This is a genomic window from Streptomyces sp. NBC_00582 (assembly GCF_036345155.1).
Classification (GTDB): domain Bacteria; phylum Actinomycetota; class Actinomycetes; order Streptomycetales; family Streptomycetaceae; genus Streptomyces.
On the sequence record NZ_CP107772.1, the window covers coordinates 4,312,263 to 4,326,985 of the forward strand.

The window sequence follows — 14,723 nt, forward strand, 5'->3', positions numbered from 1 at the left end:
CCGACCACCGGCGCGCCGACCGGCCGCCGCCCCCGGCACGCCCCCGCCGGACAGAGCCGACCCGGCGTCCTGTGCCCAACCCACCGCGGGCCTACAGGCGTCCGCGGCTCCGGCCGGGCCCACCGCCGCACGGCGGACGCCCCCGGCACCCTCGGCCCGACCCACCGCCGGACGGCCCCCGCTCACGGCGCTCCCCCCACGGGGCTGCCGACCACCGGCGCGCCGACCGGCGGCCGCTCCCGGCACGCCCCCGCCGGACAAAGCGGACCCGGCACCCTCGGCCCGGCCCACCACGGGCCTACAGGCGTCCGCGGCTCCGGCCCGGCCCACCGCCGCACGGCGGACACCCCCGGCCCAACCCACCGCCGCACGGCGGACGCCCCCGGCACCCCCGGCCCAACCCACCGCCGCACGGCGGACGCCCCCGGCACCCTCGGCCCGACCCACCGCCGCACGGCCCCCGCTCACAGCTCCCCCATCCGCCGGATCACGGGTGCCACCCGCTGGACCCCGTGCCGGTAGGCGCCGCGGGCGGCTCGGCGGACGATCTGGCGGACCGGGCCGGGCTCCTTGTCGGAGACGGGGGCGCCGGGCAGGGGGCTGCCGTCCGGGCCGAGGTGGTGGCGGGCGAGGATCCCGGGGAGATAGCCGGGCGCGGTGGCGGGCGTGTACCAGGGGGTCAGGGGCGGCAGCCCGCCGGGCCGTTCGAGCAGCTCGGCGATACGCTCGCGGGCCGCGTCGAAGGCGGTGGCGTAGGAGCCTCCCCCCGAGGGGGTACCGCCGGCGGCGACGCCCTGCCGGGCGACCCACTCCTCGTCGGGGGTGGGCCGGTGGCCGGCGTCGAGCTGGTCCCAGGAGGCGAGACAGCCGGAGCCGACGAAGTGGTGGTTGCCGAGGGCCTCGCGCACCCCGAGGTCGCTGAGGACGACGGTGGGGACACGGCGGTGCAGGGACTCCAGGGCCGCGGTGGAGCTGATCGTGACCAGCAGGTCGGTGCGGTCGAGGACCTCGCCCATGTTGCCGTACACCAGGCGGAAGTTGGCCGGCGGGTCGAGCCGCTGGACCAGCTTCTGGTAGGGCAGTTCCTCGATGTGGGTGGTGTGCTCGCCGGGCTTGGAGCGCAGCTTCAGCAGCACCTCGCGCCGCGGGTGCAGCCGGGCGTGCTGGACGAGCCGGTTCAGCAGGTAGGTGCGGTCCTTGCGGCTCTCCGGTACGGAGGGCTGCGCGGCGAAGACGACCGTGTAGGGGTCGTGCTCGCCGGCGTAGGGGGCGCCGCCGAGGAAGGGCAGGGCGACCTCGGTCACCGAGGAGGAGTCGGCGCCGACCCCGTCGTAGACCGCGCGGAACCGCTCGGCGTCCTGGCGGGAGTTGGCGAGGACGAGGTCGGCGCCGTGCCGCAGCAGCAGACCGTCGGCGAGCTTCTCGTAGACGACGCCGACATAGCCGGTGACGACGACGGGGCGGTCCGCCCGGCCCTCCCAGACCCGCTTGAGACCGTGCAGGACGGCCTGGACGCCGCCGCCGACGAGCGCGAGGACGAGGACGTCGTACGACTCCCGCGTCATGGCGCGCAGGAACTCGACGGCGGTGACCTCACGCAGGGAGTCGGCGTCCACGCCCACCTCGGCGAGCTGACGCGGGGTGGGGGTGGCGCGGCCCCGCAGGAGGAAGCCGTCGAGGAGGGCGGGGTCGGCTTGCACCCCGCTTCCGGATCGGGGCACGATCCTGGAGGCGGTCAGCGCACCCCATTTCCATCGGGTGTCCGAGTCCGCGAGGACGGCAATCCGTGGGGGGTTCGCAGTACTTGCTGGCACGTCGAAGACGCTAGAAAGCAAAACCCAGGGTTGGCCCAACCTCGATTCAACGAAAAGTTAACAGCAGCCCACCGAAGGCCGAACTGGCTCTCCAGACGCTGTGACGCACGCGCGGTGCACCATTCCGACACATTGAGTTCACCCCCTGTCTCCTCAACGGAAAGTTCCGCTGTCGGGGGCCCTTCTAGGATTTCGCCGTGCCAAAGCTTTCCGTGATCGTGCCGTTCTACAACGTCCAGCAATACGCGCCGGACACCCTCAGAAGCCTTCGTCTCAACGCCCGCCCGGACTTTGAGTTCGTCCTGGTGGACGACAAATCGAAGGACGAAACTCCGGCCATTCTCGAACGGGCGGCCGAAGAGCTTTCCGAGGTCGCCCTGGTGCGGTACGTCCGCCATGAGGAGAACGGGGGGCTGGCCACCGCGCGCAACACCGGACTCGACGCGGCGAGCGGCGAGTACCTGACGTTCCTGGACGGCGACGACTGGCTGGCCCGCGGGTATCTGACCGAGCTGGTCACCGCGATCGAGAGGCTGGGCTGCGACTTCGTCCGCACGGACCATGTGCAGGCCACCGGGCGCGCCCGCACGATCGTCCGGCATCCGCTCGGGCGGCGCGAGGAGGTGCTCGGTCCCCGGGACGCGATCCTGCCGGTCGACCGCTCCACCTCCGTCGACTACGCCTACGCCTGGGCCGGCGCCTACCACCGCCGGCTCCTGGACCGCGGACTGCTGCACTTCACGCACGGCCTGCGCACCGCCGAGGACCGGCCGTGGATCTGGAAGCTGCACCGGGAGGCGGAGTCGTTCGCGGTGCTGCACCTGCACGGCGTCTTCTACCGTCGCGGGGTCGCCTCCTCCCTCACCCAGATCGGCGACGCCCGCCAGCTGGACTTCATCCGCGCCTTCGACCAGGTGATCGAGGAGACCGCGCAGGACCGGGACGCGGACCGGCTGCTGCCGAAGGCGGTGCGCACCTACTGCGCGATCATCGCCCACCACCTCGCGGAGATCGACAAGTTCGAGCCCGCCGTGGCCAAGCAGCTGCGCACGATGAGCTCGGCGGCCATAAGGCGGATGCCGCAGGAACTGCTCACCGACGTTCTCGACACCATGGACCTGCGGCGCTCGGCCAAGCTGCGGCGGCTCAGGCGCCAGATCACCAGCGCGAAGGCGGCCGCCTGATGGCACGCACCACCGGACAGACCACCCAGATCTTCTGCGCCTCCACGCTGTACGGCGCGGCCACCCTCGCCGCCGCCCTGGACGCCGGCTGCTTCCCGGCGGCCGACCGCCGGCTGCTGCTGGTGTGCAACAACGCGACGAACCCGGAGACCGCCCCGGGCCTCGACGAGATGCCCGGCTTCGCGCCGCTGCGCGACCGCTTCGACGAGGTGCTCTCCTGGAACGAGGCGATCAGCCCCTTCCACCCGGGCGCCTGGACCCCGCGCCCCGACGACGTCCCGCTGTTCGAGCGGTATCTGCGGCTGCTGTGGGGGCTCGGCGCGGACCGGGTGGAGATCGTCCTGGAGTCCATCCAGGTCAACCCGGCGCAGGCGATCGCCCAGGTGTTCCCGGGCGCGCCGATCGAGGTCTACGCCGACGGCCTGATGAGCTACGGCCCGACCCGCAACAAGCTCGACCCGCTGATCGGCACCCGGGTGCGCCGGCTGCTCCATCCCGACCTGGTCCCCGGTCTCGTACCGCTGCTGCTCACCGAGTTCGAGGTGCCCGCGCGTACGGTCCCGTCGGCCGCGTTCCTGAAGGTGCTCGGGCAGGTCGCCGACGCCGTACCGGAGCTGCCGCCGCTGCCGGACGACTCGGCGCTGCTGCTCGGGCAGTACCTCTCCGCGCTGGACATCATGTCCGCGACGGAGGAGGAGGACCTGCACGTACGGATGATGCGGGGGGCGGTGGCCAAGGGGCACCGGTCGGTCGTCTTCAAGCCGCACCCGTCCGCGCCGGCCCGCTACAGCCGGATCCTTCAGACGGAGGCGGAGCAGCTGGGGGTCGACCTCACGGTCCTGGACACGCCCGTGCTCGCCGAGGTGCTGTTCCAGAAGGCGCGGCCCGCGCTGGTCGTCGGCTGCTTCTCCACCGCGCTGTTCACCGCGTCCGCGTTCTACGAGCTGCCGGTCGCCCGGATCGGCACCCGGCCGCTGCTGGACCGGCTGACGCCCTACCAGAACAGCAACCGGGTGCCCGTGGTGCTCGCGGACGCGCTGCTGCCGGACCTGGAGGAGAAGGACGGGATCATTTCGGCGGACACGCTCCCCGGTCTGCTCTCCGCCGTCGGATTCGTCATGCAGCCGCAGATCCTTTCCGGTCTGCGTCCCGCCGCGGAACAGTATCTGCGGACCCATCTGAACCCGCGCACCCAGCGTTACTTCAAGCGCAAGCGGCTGACGTCGCTGGGGCTTCCCGGCGGTATCCCGGAGCGGCTGTCGTTCCTTCCGCACAACTCCACGGCCCGTCGGGTCGTACGGCGGGCGAAGGCGCTGCGAAAGGCGATCAAGCGCTGATACGCCCCCACTCGGCCATATAAACCCGAAAAGATGAAGAGCAACGGGGAAGCCCGCTTTCCGACGGGCGGAGTTGGGCCGCGGTTAACCAAGGCTCCATAGCTTCCCCGAATGCTGCAAACAGCGTTCTCCCACCAACCGGTCGCCACCCGGGCACCGGAACGCCGGCCGCTGGTCTCCTACGTCCTGCCGGTCTACAACGAGCAGGACGGCATCGCCGCCTTCCACGCCGAGCTGACCGCGGCCCTCGCCGGCCGCCCGGAGCTCGACTTCGAGATGGTGTACGTCAACGACGGCTCCGCCGACGGCTCGCTGGCGATCCTCAAGGAACTGGCCGACACGGACGACCGGGTGCGGATCGTCGACTTCGCCCGCAACTTCGGCCACCAGATCGCCATCACCGCCGGTCTGGACGTCGCCCGCGGCGACGCGGTGATCGTCATGGACACCGACCTCCAGGATCCGCCCCGGGTCAGCCTGGAGCTGGTGGACGCCTGGCGCGAGGGCGCGGAGATCGTGCACGCACGGCGCCGCAGCCGCCAGGACACCGTGTTCAAGCGGACCACCGCCCACCTGTACTACCGCGTCCTGCGCTCCTCCACCGAGGTCGACATCCCGCTCGACACCGGCGACTTCCGCCTCCTCGACCGGCGGGTCGCCGACGAGCTGCGCAAGTACCGGGAGAAGAGCCGGTTCGTGCGCGGCATCGTCGCCTCGATGGGCTACCGGCAGACCGAGGTCTCCTTCGACCGCGACGAACGCTTCGCGGGCGAGACCAAGTACCCGCTGCGCAAGATGGCCAAGCTCGCCATCGACGGGGTGACCAGCTTCTCCACCGTGCCGCTGAAGATGATCACGCGGCTCGGTTTCGTCGTCCTGGCCCTGTCCGTGGTCGGCATCGTCTACGCCCTCGCGATGAAGTTCTTCCGCCCCGACATCACCGTCTCCGGCTGGACGATGCTGATGGTGGTCGTGCTGTTCCTCGGCGGCGTGCAGATGTTGTCGCTCGGGGTCATCGGCACCTACATAGGCCGCATCTACAGCGAGGCACAGGACCGTCCGCTGTACCTGGTGCGCGAGGTGATCGGCGGTTCCCGGGCCGATGACTGAGACCACGGCCGGGATCCGCGCGCCCAAGGCCCCGTCCCCGGGGACCGTGCGCCAACTGGTCCGCTACACCCTGATCGGCGGCAGCGGCGTCACCCTCGACCTCGTCGTCTTCCTGCTGCTGCACAACTGGGCCGGGATGGACGAGCAGTTCGCCAACGCGATCAGCACCACGCTCGCCATCACCAACAACTTCGCCCTCAACGCCCGCTTCACCTTCGAGGCCCGGGACCGGCTCTTCGTCCGCTTCCTGCGCTTCTACGCCGTCGGCCTGACCGGCATCGCCCTGACCAACCTGCTCTTCCTCGCCTTCACCGACGGCCTGGGGATCAACGCCAACATCATCAAGCTGGGCTCGATGCCCCTGGTCCTGGCGCTCCAGTTCGTGCTCAACAAAAAATGGAGCTTCGCATGAACCTCGGCATCATCGGCGCCGGCGCCACCGGTCTCACGGCCGCCTGGGACGCCGTACGGGCCGGGCACCAGGTGACCATCCTGGAGGCCGCCGGTGAACTCGGTGGGCTGGCCGCCTCGCTGGAGGTGGGCGGGGTGCCGCTGGAGCGGTACTACCACCACATCTTCCGCAGCGACAAGGCGATGATCGCGCTGATCGGGGAGCTGGGGCTCGGGGACGCGCTGCGGTTCCACAAGCCGACCACCGGGATCTACCGGGGCGGGCGGCTCATCGACTTCACCACCCCGTTCGACATGCTCCGCTTCCCGGAGTTCTCGCCGGTGGACGCGGTGCGCTTCGCGGGGTCGTCCGCGGTGCTGAAGGCCGTACGGAACGGCGAGCGGTACAACGACCTCACCGCGCTGGCCTGGCTGCGCAAGCGCGCCGGGAGGAAGGCCACTGCGGCCGTCTGGGAGCCGCTGCTGAAGGGCAAGTTCGGGGACCGCGCCGAGCAGGTGTCGATGGCGTGGCTGTGGGCCCGTATCCACTGCCGGACCTTCGAACTCGGTTATGTGGACGGCGGGTTCGAGCGGGTGTACGCCGCCCTGCGGGACGGGATCGAGGAGCGCGGCGGGAAGGTCGAGTTCGGCAAGGCCGTGGAGGCCATCCGGCAGGAGGGCGACACGCCGGTCGTGACCTGCGCGGACGGGTCTGCGTACCGCTTCGACCACCTGATCGTCACCACTCCGCAGCCCGCCTTCGCCAAGGCGGCCGGGCTGCCCGCCGAGGACGCGGTGTGGAAGAACCAGTACCTGGGCGCCACCTGCTTCGTCCTGGAGATGGACCGCAGTGTGATCCCGTACTACTGGCTCAACATCAACGAGCCGGACTTCCCGTTCCTCGCGGTGGTCGAGCACACCAGGATGATCGACCCGGCGGTCTACGGCGGCCGGCACGTCCTGTACGTCGGCAACTACGTCGAGCGCGAGGACTGGCGCTTCACCACCGACCCCGGTGAGCTGCTGAACGCGTTCGTGCCGTACCTGAAGCGGATCAACCCCGCCTTCGACCCGGCCTGGATCAAGGACTGGCACTTCTCGAAGGCCGGCTTCGCCCAGCCCGTGGTGACCCCGCGGTACCGGGCGCTGATACCGGGCCACGAGACCCCGATGAGCCGGGTCACGCTGGCGACGATGGCCCAGATCTACCCGCAGGACCGGGGGCAGAGCTACTCGGTGGAGATGGCCCGGAAGGTGACGGCCTCGCTCGGGCTGCGCTGACTGGTCTCGACCGTGCGGAGGGGGCCCCGGTGTTCACCGGGGCCCCCTCCGCGAACGCGGCTACTTCAGCTCGCACACCACCAGGGGTGTCCTCGGCCTGAGCGGCGGGCACGCGTACGTCGCCTGTACGCGCCTGCGCAGGTCCGCGTCGACGTACGCCAGCCGGAACCATGCCCGGTCGAGGATCGCGTAGGGCGCCGGGTCGTGGTCGACGCAGTCGGCGTTCTCCTTGAAGGACTTCAGGTCGGCGACGTCCGGGATGAAGCGGGTGCGCTGCAGGAACGTGGCGATCGGGTAGCGGCACTGGGCCGGGTGGTCGACGTAGTACACCGTGTCGCCGAAGGCCAGGTAGAGCACCTTGGCGCCCGCCGGGAGCTGTGCGCGCAGCCTGTCGGCGTCCTTCTGCTTGATCTCGGCGTTCCGGTGGAACGTGGTGTTGGTCGAGGACACCCTGCCGTACTGGGCCAGGTGCGGGGAGCTCGGCCAGATCGGTCCGGCGAGCAGGACGACCCCGGCGAGGGCGACCGGTGCCAGGGAGCGCCGGGGCAGTCCCGTGAGCCGGGTGTCGGCCAGCGCGGCGAGCAGGGCGACCAGCCCGAGCACCCACATGGCGGCCGGGCGCTGGAGCCCGTGCGGGAGCCGGGTGTAGAGCGCGGGCAGGGTGCCGTACAGCAGGGACACCGCGCCGAAGCACCACGGCGGCCGCCGCGCACCGCCCACCGCGAGACCCCAGAGGGCGGCGGCGAATACGGTGAGCTGGACGGCGTGGTACGGGAACCAGTTGCCCTGGACGATCACCACGGCCAGCGAGCCGAAGCCGATGAGCACGGCGATCGTCAGCAGTTCCAGGCGGCGGGCGCGCCCCTGGACGCGGGTGAGGAGGAGCAGCAGGGCGCCGGGCAGGAGCAGCAGCACCGGGGTGAGGATCGACCGGTCGGCGAGGAACTCGAAGGACCGGTGCAGGACGAAGCCCGGCCGGATGCCGGTGCGGCTGAGGGCGGACTGGTTGATCTGCGGCATGTCGTGCGTCCACTGCAGCTCGTGCGAGCCGGCGAGGACGCTCAGTCCGAAGAGCAGGACCGCGCCGGGTACGGCGACCAGGGCGACGCGGATCGCCCGGCCGCGGTCGGCGGCCCACAGGATGAGGACGCCGAAGGCGGCGGTGGAGGCGGTGGAGTACTTCATCATCACCGCGAGGCCGAGCGGCAGCGCGGCGAGCAGGGCCGCCGGCCACGCGGTGCGGACCCCGAGGGCGGCGGCGACGCCGAACACCGTCAGGACGACCGCCGTCCACTCCGGCTGGAGGAAGTCGGTGCGGGGGGCGAGGACCAGGACGAGTCCGGTGGCGCCCGCGGTGAGGGCGGCCTCGCGCGGGGTGATCCGGCGCAGGAGTGCCGTGTGGAGGGCGAAGGCCGCCGCCGCCACGAGGAGCGCGCCCTCGGCCTCGATGACCGTCTCCCGTACGACCACGCCGCCGGAGGTGGGCAGGTCCAGCAGGGCGATGAACCACCGGTAGAAGAAAGGGCGGTGGGTGAAGACCTCGGACGGCGAGTAGCCGGCCTCGCCGCCGAGGCGCAGGGCCGCGAGCACGTACTGGAGGTCGCCCGTCAGACGCCGGGTGAGGACGGTGTACACGACGGCCGCCGCGGCCGGGGCCGCGACCACCGGCCACCACAGGGGTGACCGGCGGGCGCGCGGGGCGGGCGGCGCGTCGACCGGGGCGGTCGTCGTCGCCATGCGGTCAGCCGCCCAGGAGGGTGCGCAGGTCGGCGGCGTTGGCCTCGGTGACCTTCCACAGCTCCTGCTGGCGGCCGTGCACGTCGGCGACCGTGCGGTCGTGATCGGCGAGCAGGTCGCGGGAGCGTTCGACGAGGAGCGCGGCAAGGTTGCGGTCGTGCACCGAGACACCCCACTCGGGGCGGTCGATGTCACGCAGGAAGTACGCCATCTTGGGGTGCGAGATGAGGCTGATGATCGGGGTGCCGCAGCCGAACGGGATCATGCCCGCGTGGCCGCGCATGCCGATGACCAGCCTGGTGCGGGCGTACAGGTCGCGAATTTCGTCGTTGTCGAAGTCGTACATCGGGACGACGGGCAGCGAGACGCCGTGTTCGCGGCGCAGGTCGAAGGCGATCTTCTCGTCGTCGAGGGAGTGCGCCACGCACTGCACGTCGGCCAGTTCGCGCAGGCCCTCGACGGCCTTGGCCATCTGGGCGAGGAAGTAGCCGTAGTCGTGGCCGAAGCGCAGGCCCGCGCGGTCGTAGGCGGCGTTGACCAGGATGGTGTCGTCGCGGCGCGCGGGGTCCTGCCAGCCGTCGACGAGGTGGCGGGTGACGGTGGTGGGGCAGGGCTGGAAGCGGACCTTGTCGTGGAGGTGGGCGGGGAGCATCGCCCGGACCTTCTCGATGGAGCCGTGGTTGCGCAGACCGAAGAACGAGGACTTCTCGACGAGGAGCCGCAGCGACTCGCGGAAGCGGTGGGCGCGGTAGGACTGGCCGTCGAAGGCGTTGAAGCCGACGGCGTAGACCGCGATCGGGACCTCGATGCCCCGCAGCATCTCGTCGGGGACGTTCCACTGCCAGGCGCTGTTGCCGTTGGGCATGGTGTCCGGGATGAAGAGGCCGCCGCCGCCGATGACCAGGCCGCGGCGGGCGTTGACGCGCTCCAGGGCGGCCTCGTCGAAGAGGCGGTGGGCGTGGACGGAGTGCCAGCGGCGGGAGGTGGTGTCGCGGTCGAAGCCGAGACGGACGCTCTCCGGGAGGAGCTTGTCGCCGGCGTTGCCCTGGCGGTCCATGTAGAACGCGACGTGGGCGAGCTGGTCCTCGGGGCGGCCCGCGGGCTGGGCCGGGATGCCGGTGGTGCGCTGGTGCCAGATGCGGCTGGCGCGGTGGGTCGGGTCGACGGTGAGGCCGGCGGTGGCGTACTGGCGGGCCTGGGCGTCGTCGCCGTGCACCCAGGCGATCTGGGCGAGCCGGGAGAAGGCGGTGGCGGCCCGGTTGGGGGCGGCGGTGGCGAGGTGGAGCTGTGCCTTGGCCTCCTCGTAGCGGGAGACGCTCATCAGGGCGTTGCCGTACACCTCGTGCGGCCAGGCCTCGTCGACCGGCAGGTGCACGCGCTCCAGGATGTCGACGGCGGCCTGGAAGTCGCCGGCGCCGATGTGGGCGAGGGCGACCTTGCGGGCGGTGTCGACGTCGCCGGTGCGCTCGACGTGCGGGGTGCCGTAGTGGACGAGCAGGTCGTGGTGGAGGGTGTCGCCGGCTTCCAGGTAGGCGGCGTGGAGTTCGGCGTCGGTGAGCTCGAACTCGGCCCAGCGCTCCTGGGCGAGCCCGTAGCCGGCCTCGCCGCCCTGCCAGGGCTTGTGGCGGCCGGTGAAGTGCAGGACGGCGACGTCGTCCGGGACGGGGAGGTCGCCGGAGAGGCGGCGCTTGACGTAGTTGTACGTGGGGTCGAGGTCGACGAAGTCGCCGTCGAGGAGGGCGTTGAGGATGCCCTGGTCGTGCTTGTCGAGCTCGTAGGTGCCGCTGCGGCCGATCGCGTCGATCTTCGCGCAGAACGCGTCGGTGAGGTACTCCTTCTGGATGACGAGGAGACCGCTGTTGAGCATGCGGGTCTTGTCGCCGTAGAAGAACTGGGGGACGGCGGCGAGGCCGTGGCGCAGCGACAGCAGGTCGTTGATCGGGCCGAGGACCACCATGTCGGTGTCCAGGGTGATCACGGTGTCGTAGTCGCGGATCCGGAAGACGTCGAGGATGAAGTACGCCTTGCGGACGAGGTAGTTGTCCTGGTCGCCCTTGACGTAGGAGTCGTAGTGGTCGGCGTCCACCCGGCGGAACCGCACGCGCGGGTGCAGAGCGCGGATCGCGGCGACGGAGGCGGGGCGCAGGTCGTCGTGGAGGACGAGGAAGTCCTCGCAGACGTCCGGGTTGGACAGTGCGAGGGAGCGCAGCAGGACGAGGAAGCCGGGCAGGTAGTTCTCGTCGACGAAGCTCGCGAAGGCGATGCGCCGCTTGCCGGTGAGGGCGGAGGCGTCGGTGGCGGGGGCCGGTGTGGAAGTGGTCATCGCAGGGAAATCCTCATGCCGGAGACGTTCTGGGCCCGTTCCATGACCCACGCCTTCTCGCTGCCGTATTCGTGCACGTTGGTGATGGCCAGCTTCATCGCCTCGGGGAGGCGGTAGGCGCCGCTCTCGTAGAAGTCGAAGCCGATCAGGTCGAGCGTGGGGCTGACGTCGAGGTGGTCGAGCAGCCAGAGCATGTTGAAGCCGGAGGTGGGGATGGCCGCGAACTGCTCGGTGGTCCAGCCGCCGATGGTGCGCACGGGCCAGCGCAGCGACTCGTCGTTGACGTGGGTCTGGGCGCCGGGGATCAGCTTGTTGCGGACCGAGTACTTCCAGTCGGGCGAGCTGCCGCTGAAGACGAGCCGGGTGTCGACGGGCTTGTCCCAGTTGTAGTTGTGCTTGTGGATGGTGACGTGGATGTCGGTCTTCCTGCCGGTGTGCGCGGCGTCGATGCGGTACGAGTTGAAGCGCACGACGAGGTCGTAGGCATCGATGTCGTGACCGAGGCCGCTCTCGCCGACCGTGCCCGAGTTGGCGACGAGGCAGATCGACTTGCCGGCGATCCGGTTGCGGAACTCGCCGAGGCTGAGCCACTGCACGCCCCCGAACAGGGGGTCGGGGACCGGGCCGCGCATCCGGTTGCGCCGGGAGTCGGCGTACAGGGCGAGGGCCTGGGTGAGCTCGGCGGTGGGCCGGGACTGCGCGCCGGTGGCGAGGTCGAGGTAGTGGGCGAGGGCTTCCTGGACCTGGTCCTCGGGGGCGCCCTCGCGGTCCAGCGCGATCAGCGCGCCGACCAGGCGGGCCCTGGCGCCGGACGGGTCGCCGGCGGCGTGCGCGGCGAGGCCCTCGGCCCAGACGTCGGTGGCGGGGCCGGTGGCGAAGTCGGCGGAGTCCGGGACGGTGCGCCGGAGCAGGCTCAGCAGTTCGGTGCGGGCCTTGGTGGCGGCGTGGATGCCGTCGACGCGGGCGCGGACGCCGAAGCCGTCCTCCTTGGTGAGCTCGAGGTAGCGCTCGTAGGCCTCGGCGGCCTCGTCGGGCAGGCCGAGGGCCTCCAGGATCCGGCCGCGCAGCCGCCAGCCGGCGCGGGAGTTGCGGCGCTGGTGGAGGATCGTGTCGGTGAGGGTCAGGGTGAGGTTCAGCTCGTCGTCGTAGGCGCAGACGACGGCCTTGTTGCCGACGTTGAGCAGGGCGTCGAGGACCTCGTTGCCGAGGTTGCCGCCGCTGCCGGTCGCGGCGGCCTTGGTGCGCCGGAGCAGACCGGCGGCGGTGGGCGCGGGCGTGGACTGCTCCTGGGTGGCCCACAGGGCGAGGAGCTGGCGCAGCGACTCGGCGAGCGCCTGGCGGCGGGGGTCGAGGCTGCCGACGAGCTTGCCGCTGTGCACCGAGCAGGCGCGCAGGCAGTCCTCGAGCGAGACCGGGGATGGCGCTGACGAGGGCCTTTGCGGCCTGGTGTCTGACCCTCTGCTGCGGACCCTCGTCATGGTTCTCCTGGTCTTATGAAAAACGTATTGACGTACTGAAACCTGGTGAGGTTGGGAGAACGTAAGAAAGGAAAACGACGCTCAGGTGAACCCCTCGGAACAGAGGAGCGAATGCTGAGGCTGTCGAACAGAAGTTTCGCGGGTGACGCCATAGGGTCCACATGGACGGCACTCATCCGCATTCCCAGGGACACCCGCGTGACACAGACGGTCGTGAACACGACACAAGGAAGCCGCACGGTCGCCACCCCGACGTCGGCACCGCGCGGCGGCCGGCTGCGCGCGCTGGACGGTCTGCGGCTGATCGCGGCCCTGATGGTGGCCTGCTACCACTACGGCGGCCGGGGCGGTGACATCACCCGCGCCTGGGGCACCTCGGCGTCCAAGATCTTCCCGACCCTGCACACCCCGTTCGCTTACGGCTGCCTGGGCGTCCAGGTCTTCTTCGTGATCAGCGGTTTCGTCATCTGCATGAGCGGCTGGGGCCGCCCGCTGCGCTCCTTCTTCGCCTCCCGCGTGGCCCGGCTGATGCCCGCGTACTGGGTGGCGGTCCTGCTGGTGACGGCCGTCTTCGCGCTGCCGGTGGTCGTCTACGACGCCGTCTCGCCCAGTGACGTCCTGGTGAACCTGACCCTGCTTCAGCAGCCGCTGGGCGTGGACCGGGTGCTGGGCGTGGACTGGACGCTGTGGGCGGAGGTCCGCTTCTACGCGCTGTTCGCGCTGTGCGTGGTCCTGCCGGGCGCGAACCGGCGCCGGGTGATCCTGTTCTGCGCCGGCTGGATCCTCGCGGCGGCGATCGCGCAGGGCGCGCACCAGCCGCTGCTCGACATCGTGCTGATGCCGGAGTACGCCCCGTTCTTCGTCGGCGGGGTCGGCCTCTACCTGGTCCACCGCGACCGCCGGGACCCCTACGCCTGGGGGATCACCGGGGTGAGCTTCCTGATCGGCCAGCACTACGCGGTCCGCAGCCTGTGGAACGTCTCCGACCCGAACGCCTTCGCCCACCGCACCTCGTACGGCATCGTCGCGGTCGTCGCCTTCGGGTTCGTCGCCGTCGGGGCGATCGCGCTGGGGTGGCTGGACCGGGTGAACTGGGGCGGGCTGACGGTGGCGGGCGCGCTGACGTACCCGTTCTACCTGGTGCACGAGCACCTGGGCTGGGTCGTGGTCGCGGCCCTGCACCGCCGCCTCGGAGTCCCCTCCTACGCCACCTTCCTGCTGACGATCGCGTCGATGCTGCTGCTGGCGTACGCGATGAACAAACTGGTGGAGGACCGGCTCACGCCGAGACTGCGGAAGGCGTTGACGACCCCCCGTCAGTGAATTCCCGGTGAAGTGCGGGGCGCTTCTCGGGAAACCCCGTACCGCGCCGCGATTCCCGCGATGACGATCTCCAATCCCTCCTCGAAATGCCGCGCGTAATCGGTGAAGATCTCCGCGCCCGCGCGGGCCGTCAGCGGGAAGTCGGCGAGCAGCCGGGCGCGTTCCTCGATGTCGTAGCCCTCGCGCCGCTCGTCCGGCAGCGGCTGCACGCCCTGCTCCTCGATGACGAACCCGATGGTGTACGAGTACGCCGTCGACGACGCCCGGACGGCCTGCCCCAGGGTGAACCCGGCGGCCGTGAACAGCCGCAGGTCGTCCTCCATCCGGTGGGCGTGGTCGGTGCCGGTGAAGCGTGAGCCGCTGAAGACCCGGGCGCCGTCGCGATAGGTGAGCAGGGCCTCGCGCAGCCCGTGGTTGGCCTTGCGCATCCGCTCCTGCCACCGGTCGCGCGGGTCGAGGGCGGCCCCGGCGACCATCCGCCGGTACATCTCGGTGGCCATCTCGTCGAGCAGCGCCTGCTTGTCCTTGAAGTGCCAGTACAGGGCGGGCGCCTTGACGTCCAGCGCGGCGGCGATCGCGCGCAGGGTCAGGCCGTCCAGGCCGGTCTCGTTCAGCAGGGCGAGGGCGGTGCGGGCGACGCGCTCGCGGTCGAGGGGGGCTCGTCGTTCCGTGGTCACGCTTGACAGCTTAACGCCGTTAAGGCCACTCTCGTGACCGACGGCACTTAACAGCGTTAAGGAGACGGT

At 70.9% G+C, this 14,723-nt stretch carries 11 protein-coding genes; 6 read left to right on the forward strand and 5 right to left on the reverse strand.

Features of this window, described 5'->3' with window-relative positions; all coding sequences use genetic code 11:
* Positions 1 to 464: 464 nt before the first annotated feature.
* Positions 465 to 1,814, reverse strand: coding sequence for a DUF6716 putative glycosyltransferase (locus OG852_RS18940; RefSeq protein WP_330348506.1), 1,350 nt, complete (start codon positions 1,812 to 1,814; stop codon positions 465 to 467).
* 197 nt (positions 1,815 to 2,011) lie between these two features.
* On the opposite strand from OG852_RS18940, the gene OG852_RS18945 reads away from it, so the two are divergent.
* The 5 genes from OG852_RS18945 to OG852_RS18965 all read left to right on the forward strand — a co-directional run bounded on the left by OG852_RS18945 (position 2,012) and on the right by OG852_RS18965 (position 7,116).
* The gene (locus tag OG852_RS18945) at positions 2,012 to 2,998 is read left to right on the forward strand and encodes a glycosyltransferase family 2 protein (protein WP_133912770.1); all 987 of its coding nucleotides are present in this window, start codon (positions 2,012 to 2,014) and stop codon (positions 2,996 to 2,998) included.
* Positions 2,998 to 4,335, forward strand: coding sequence for a polysialyltransferase family glycosyltransferase (locus tag OG852_RS18950; protein ID WP_330348507.1), 1,338 nt, complete (start codon positions 2,998 to 3,000; stop codon positions 4,333 to 4,335). Before OG852_RS18945 ends, OG852_RS18950 begins: the two co-directional genes overlap by 1 nt.
* A 111-nt stretch (positions 4,336 to 4,446) precedes the next feature.
* Positions 4,447 to 5,445 (forward strand): glycosyltransferase family 2 protein, encoded by a 999-nt coding sequence (locus tag OG852_RS18955; RefSeq protein WP_133912772.1) that lies wholly within the window; start codon positions 4,447 to 4,449, stop codon positions 5,443 to 5,445.
* Positions 5,438 to 5,857, forward strand: coding sequence for a GtrA family protein (locus tag OG852_RS18960; RefSeq protein ID WP_133912773.1), 420 nt, complete (start codon positions 5,438 to 5,440; stop codon positions 5,855 to 5,857). Before OG852_RS18955 ends, OG852_RS18960 begins: the two co-directional genes overlap by 8 nt.
* On the forward strand, positions 5,854 to 7,116 hold the full coding sequence (locus OG852_RS18965; protein ID WP_330348508.1) for an NAD(P)/FAD-dependent oxidoreductase: 1,263 nt from the start codon (positions 5,854 to 5,856) through the stop codon (positions 7,114 to 7,116). Before OG852_RS18960 ends, OG852_RS18965 begins: the two co-directional genes overlap by 4 nt.
* A gap of 60 nt (positions 7,117 to 7,176) precedes the next feature.
* Here the strand turns inward: OG852_RS18965 and OG852_RS18970 are convergent, their stop codons facing one another.
* Genes OG852_RS18970 through OG852_RS18980 form a run of 3 tightly spaced genes read right to left on the reverse strand, consistent with a single transcriptional unit; the run spans position 7,177 to position 12,555 of the window.
* Entirely contained in the window at positions 7,177 to 8,853 is a 1,677-nt protein-coding gene (locus tag OG852_RS18970; RefSeq protein ID WP_133912775.1) for a hypothetical protein, read from the reverse strand.
* 4 nt (positions 8,854 to 8,857) lie between these two features.
* A complete protein-coding gene (locus tag OG852_RS18975; protein WP_330348509.1) occupies positions 8,858 to 11,176 on the reverse strand; it encodes a glycosyltransferase in 2,319 nt (772 codons plus the stop codon).
* On the reverse strand, positions 11,173 to 12,555 hold the full coding sequence (locus tag OG852_RS18980; RefSeq protein ID WP_330348510.1) for a glycosyltransferase family 29 protein: 1,383 nt from the start codon (positions 12,553 to 12,555) through the stop codon (positions 11,173 to 11,175). The genes OG852_RS18975 and OG852_RS18980 overlap by 4 nt, the downstream gene beginning before the upstream one ends.
* A gap of 297 nt (positions 12,556 to 12,852) precedes the next feature.
* On the opposite strand from OG852_RS18980, the gene OG852_RS18985 reads away from it, so the two are divergent.
* Positions 12,853 to 13,977 carry an acyltransferase family protein gene (locus OG852_RS18985; RefSeq protein WP_330348511.1) on the forward strand — a complete coding sequence of 375 codons (1,125 nt, stop codon included), beginning with the start codon at positions 12,853 to 12,855 and terminating at the stop codon, positions 13,975 to 13,977.
* On the opposite strand, the gene OG852_RS18990 is transcribed toward OG852_RS18985, so the two are convergent.
* Complete coding sequence (locus OG852_RS18990; protein ID WP_330348512.1) at positions 13,971 to 14,654, reverse strand: TetR/AcrR family transcriptional regulator C-terminal domain-containing protein; 684 nt, start codon at positions 14,652 to 14,654, stop codon at positions 13,971 to 13,973. The two genes, OG852_RS18985 and OG852_RS18990, sit on opposite strands and share 7 nt — an antisense overlap.
* Positions 14,655 to 14,723: the final 69 nt, after the last annotated feature.

Coding starts and splice junctions, on each gene's coding strand:
- OG852_RS18965 (WP_330348508.1), top strand. CDS start 5,854: ATGAACCTCGGCATCATCGGCGCCGGCGCCACCGGTCTCACGGCCGCC.
- OG852_RS18950 (WP_330348507.1), top strand. CDS start 2,998: ATGGCACGCACCACCGGACAGACCACCCAGATCTTCTGCGCCTCCACG.
- OG852_RS18975 (WP_330348509.1), bottom strand. CDS start 11,176: ATGACCACTTCCACACCGGCCCCCGCCACCGACGCCTCCGCCCTCACC.
- OG852_RS18960 (WP_133912773.1), top strand. CDS start 5,438: ATGACTGAGACCACGGCCGGGATCCGCGCGCCCAAGGCCCCGTCCCCG.
- OG852_RS18955 (WP_133912772.1), top strand. CDS start 4,447: ATGCTGCAAACAGCGTTCTCCCACCAACCGGTCGCCACCCGGGCACCG.
- OG852_RS18970 (WP_133912775.1), bottom strand. CDS start 8,853: ATGGCGACGACGACCGCCCCGGTCGACGCGCCGCCCGCCCCGCGCGCC.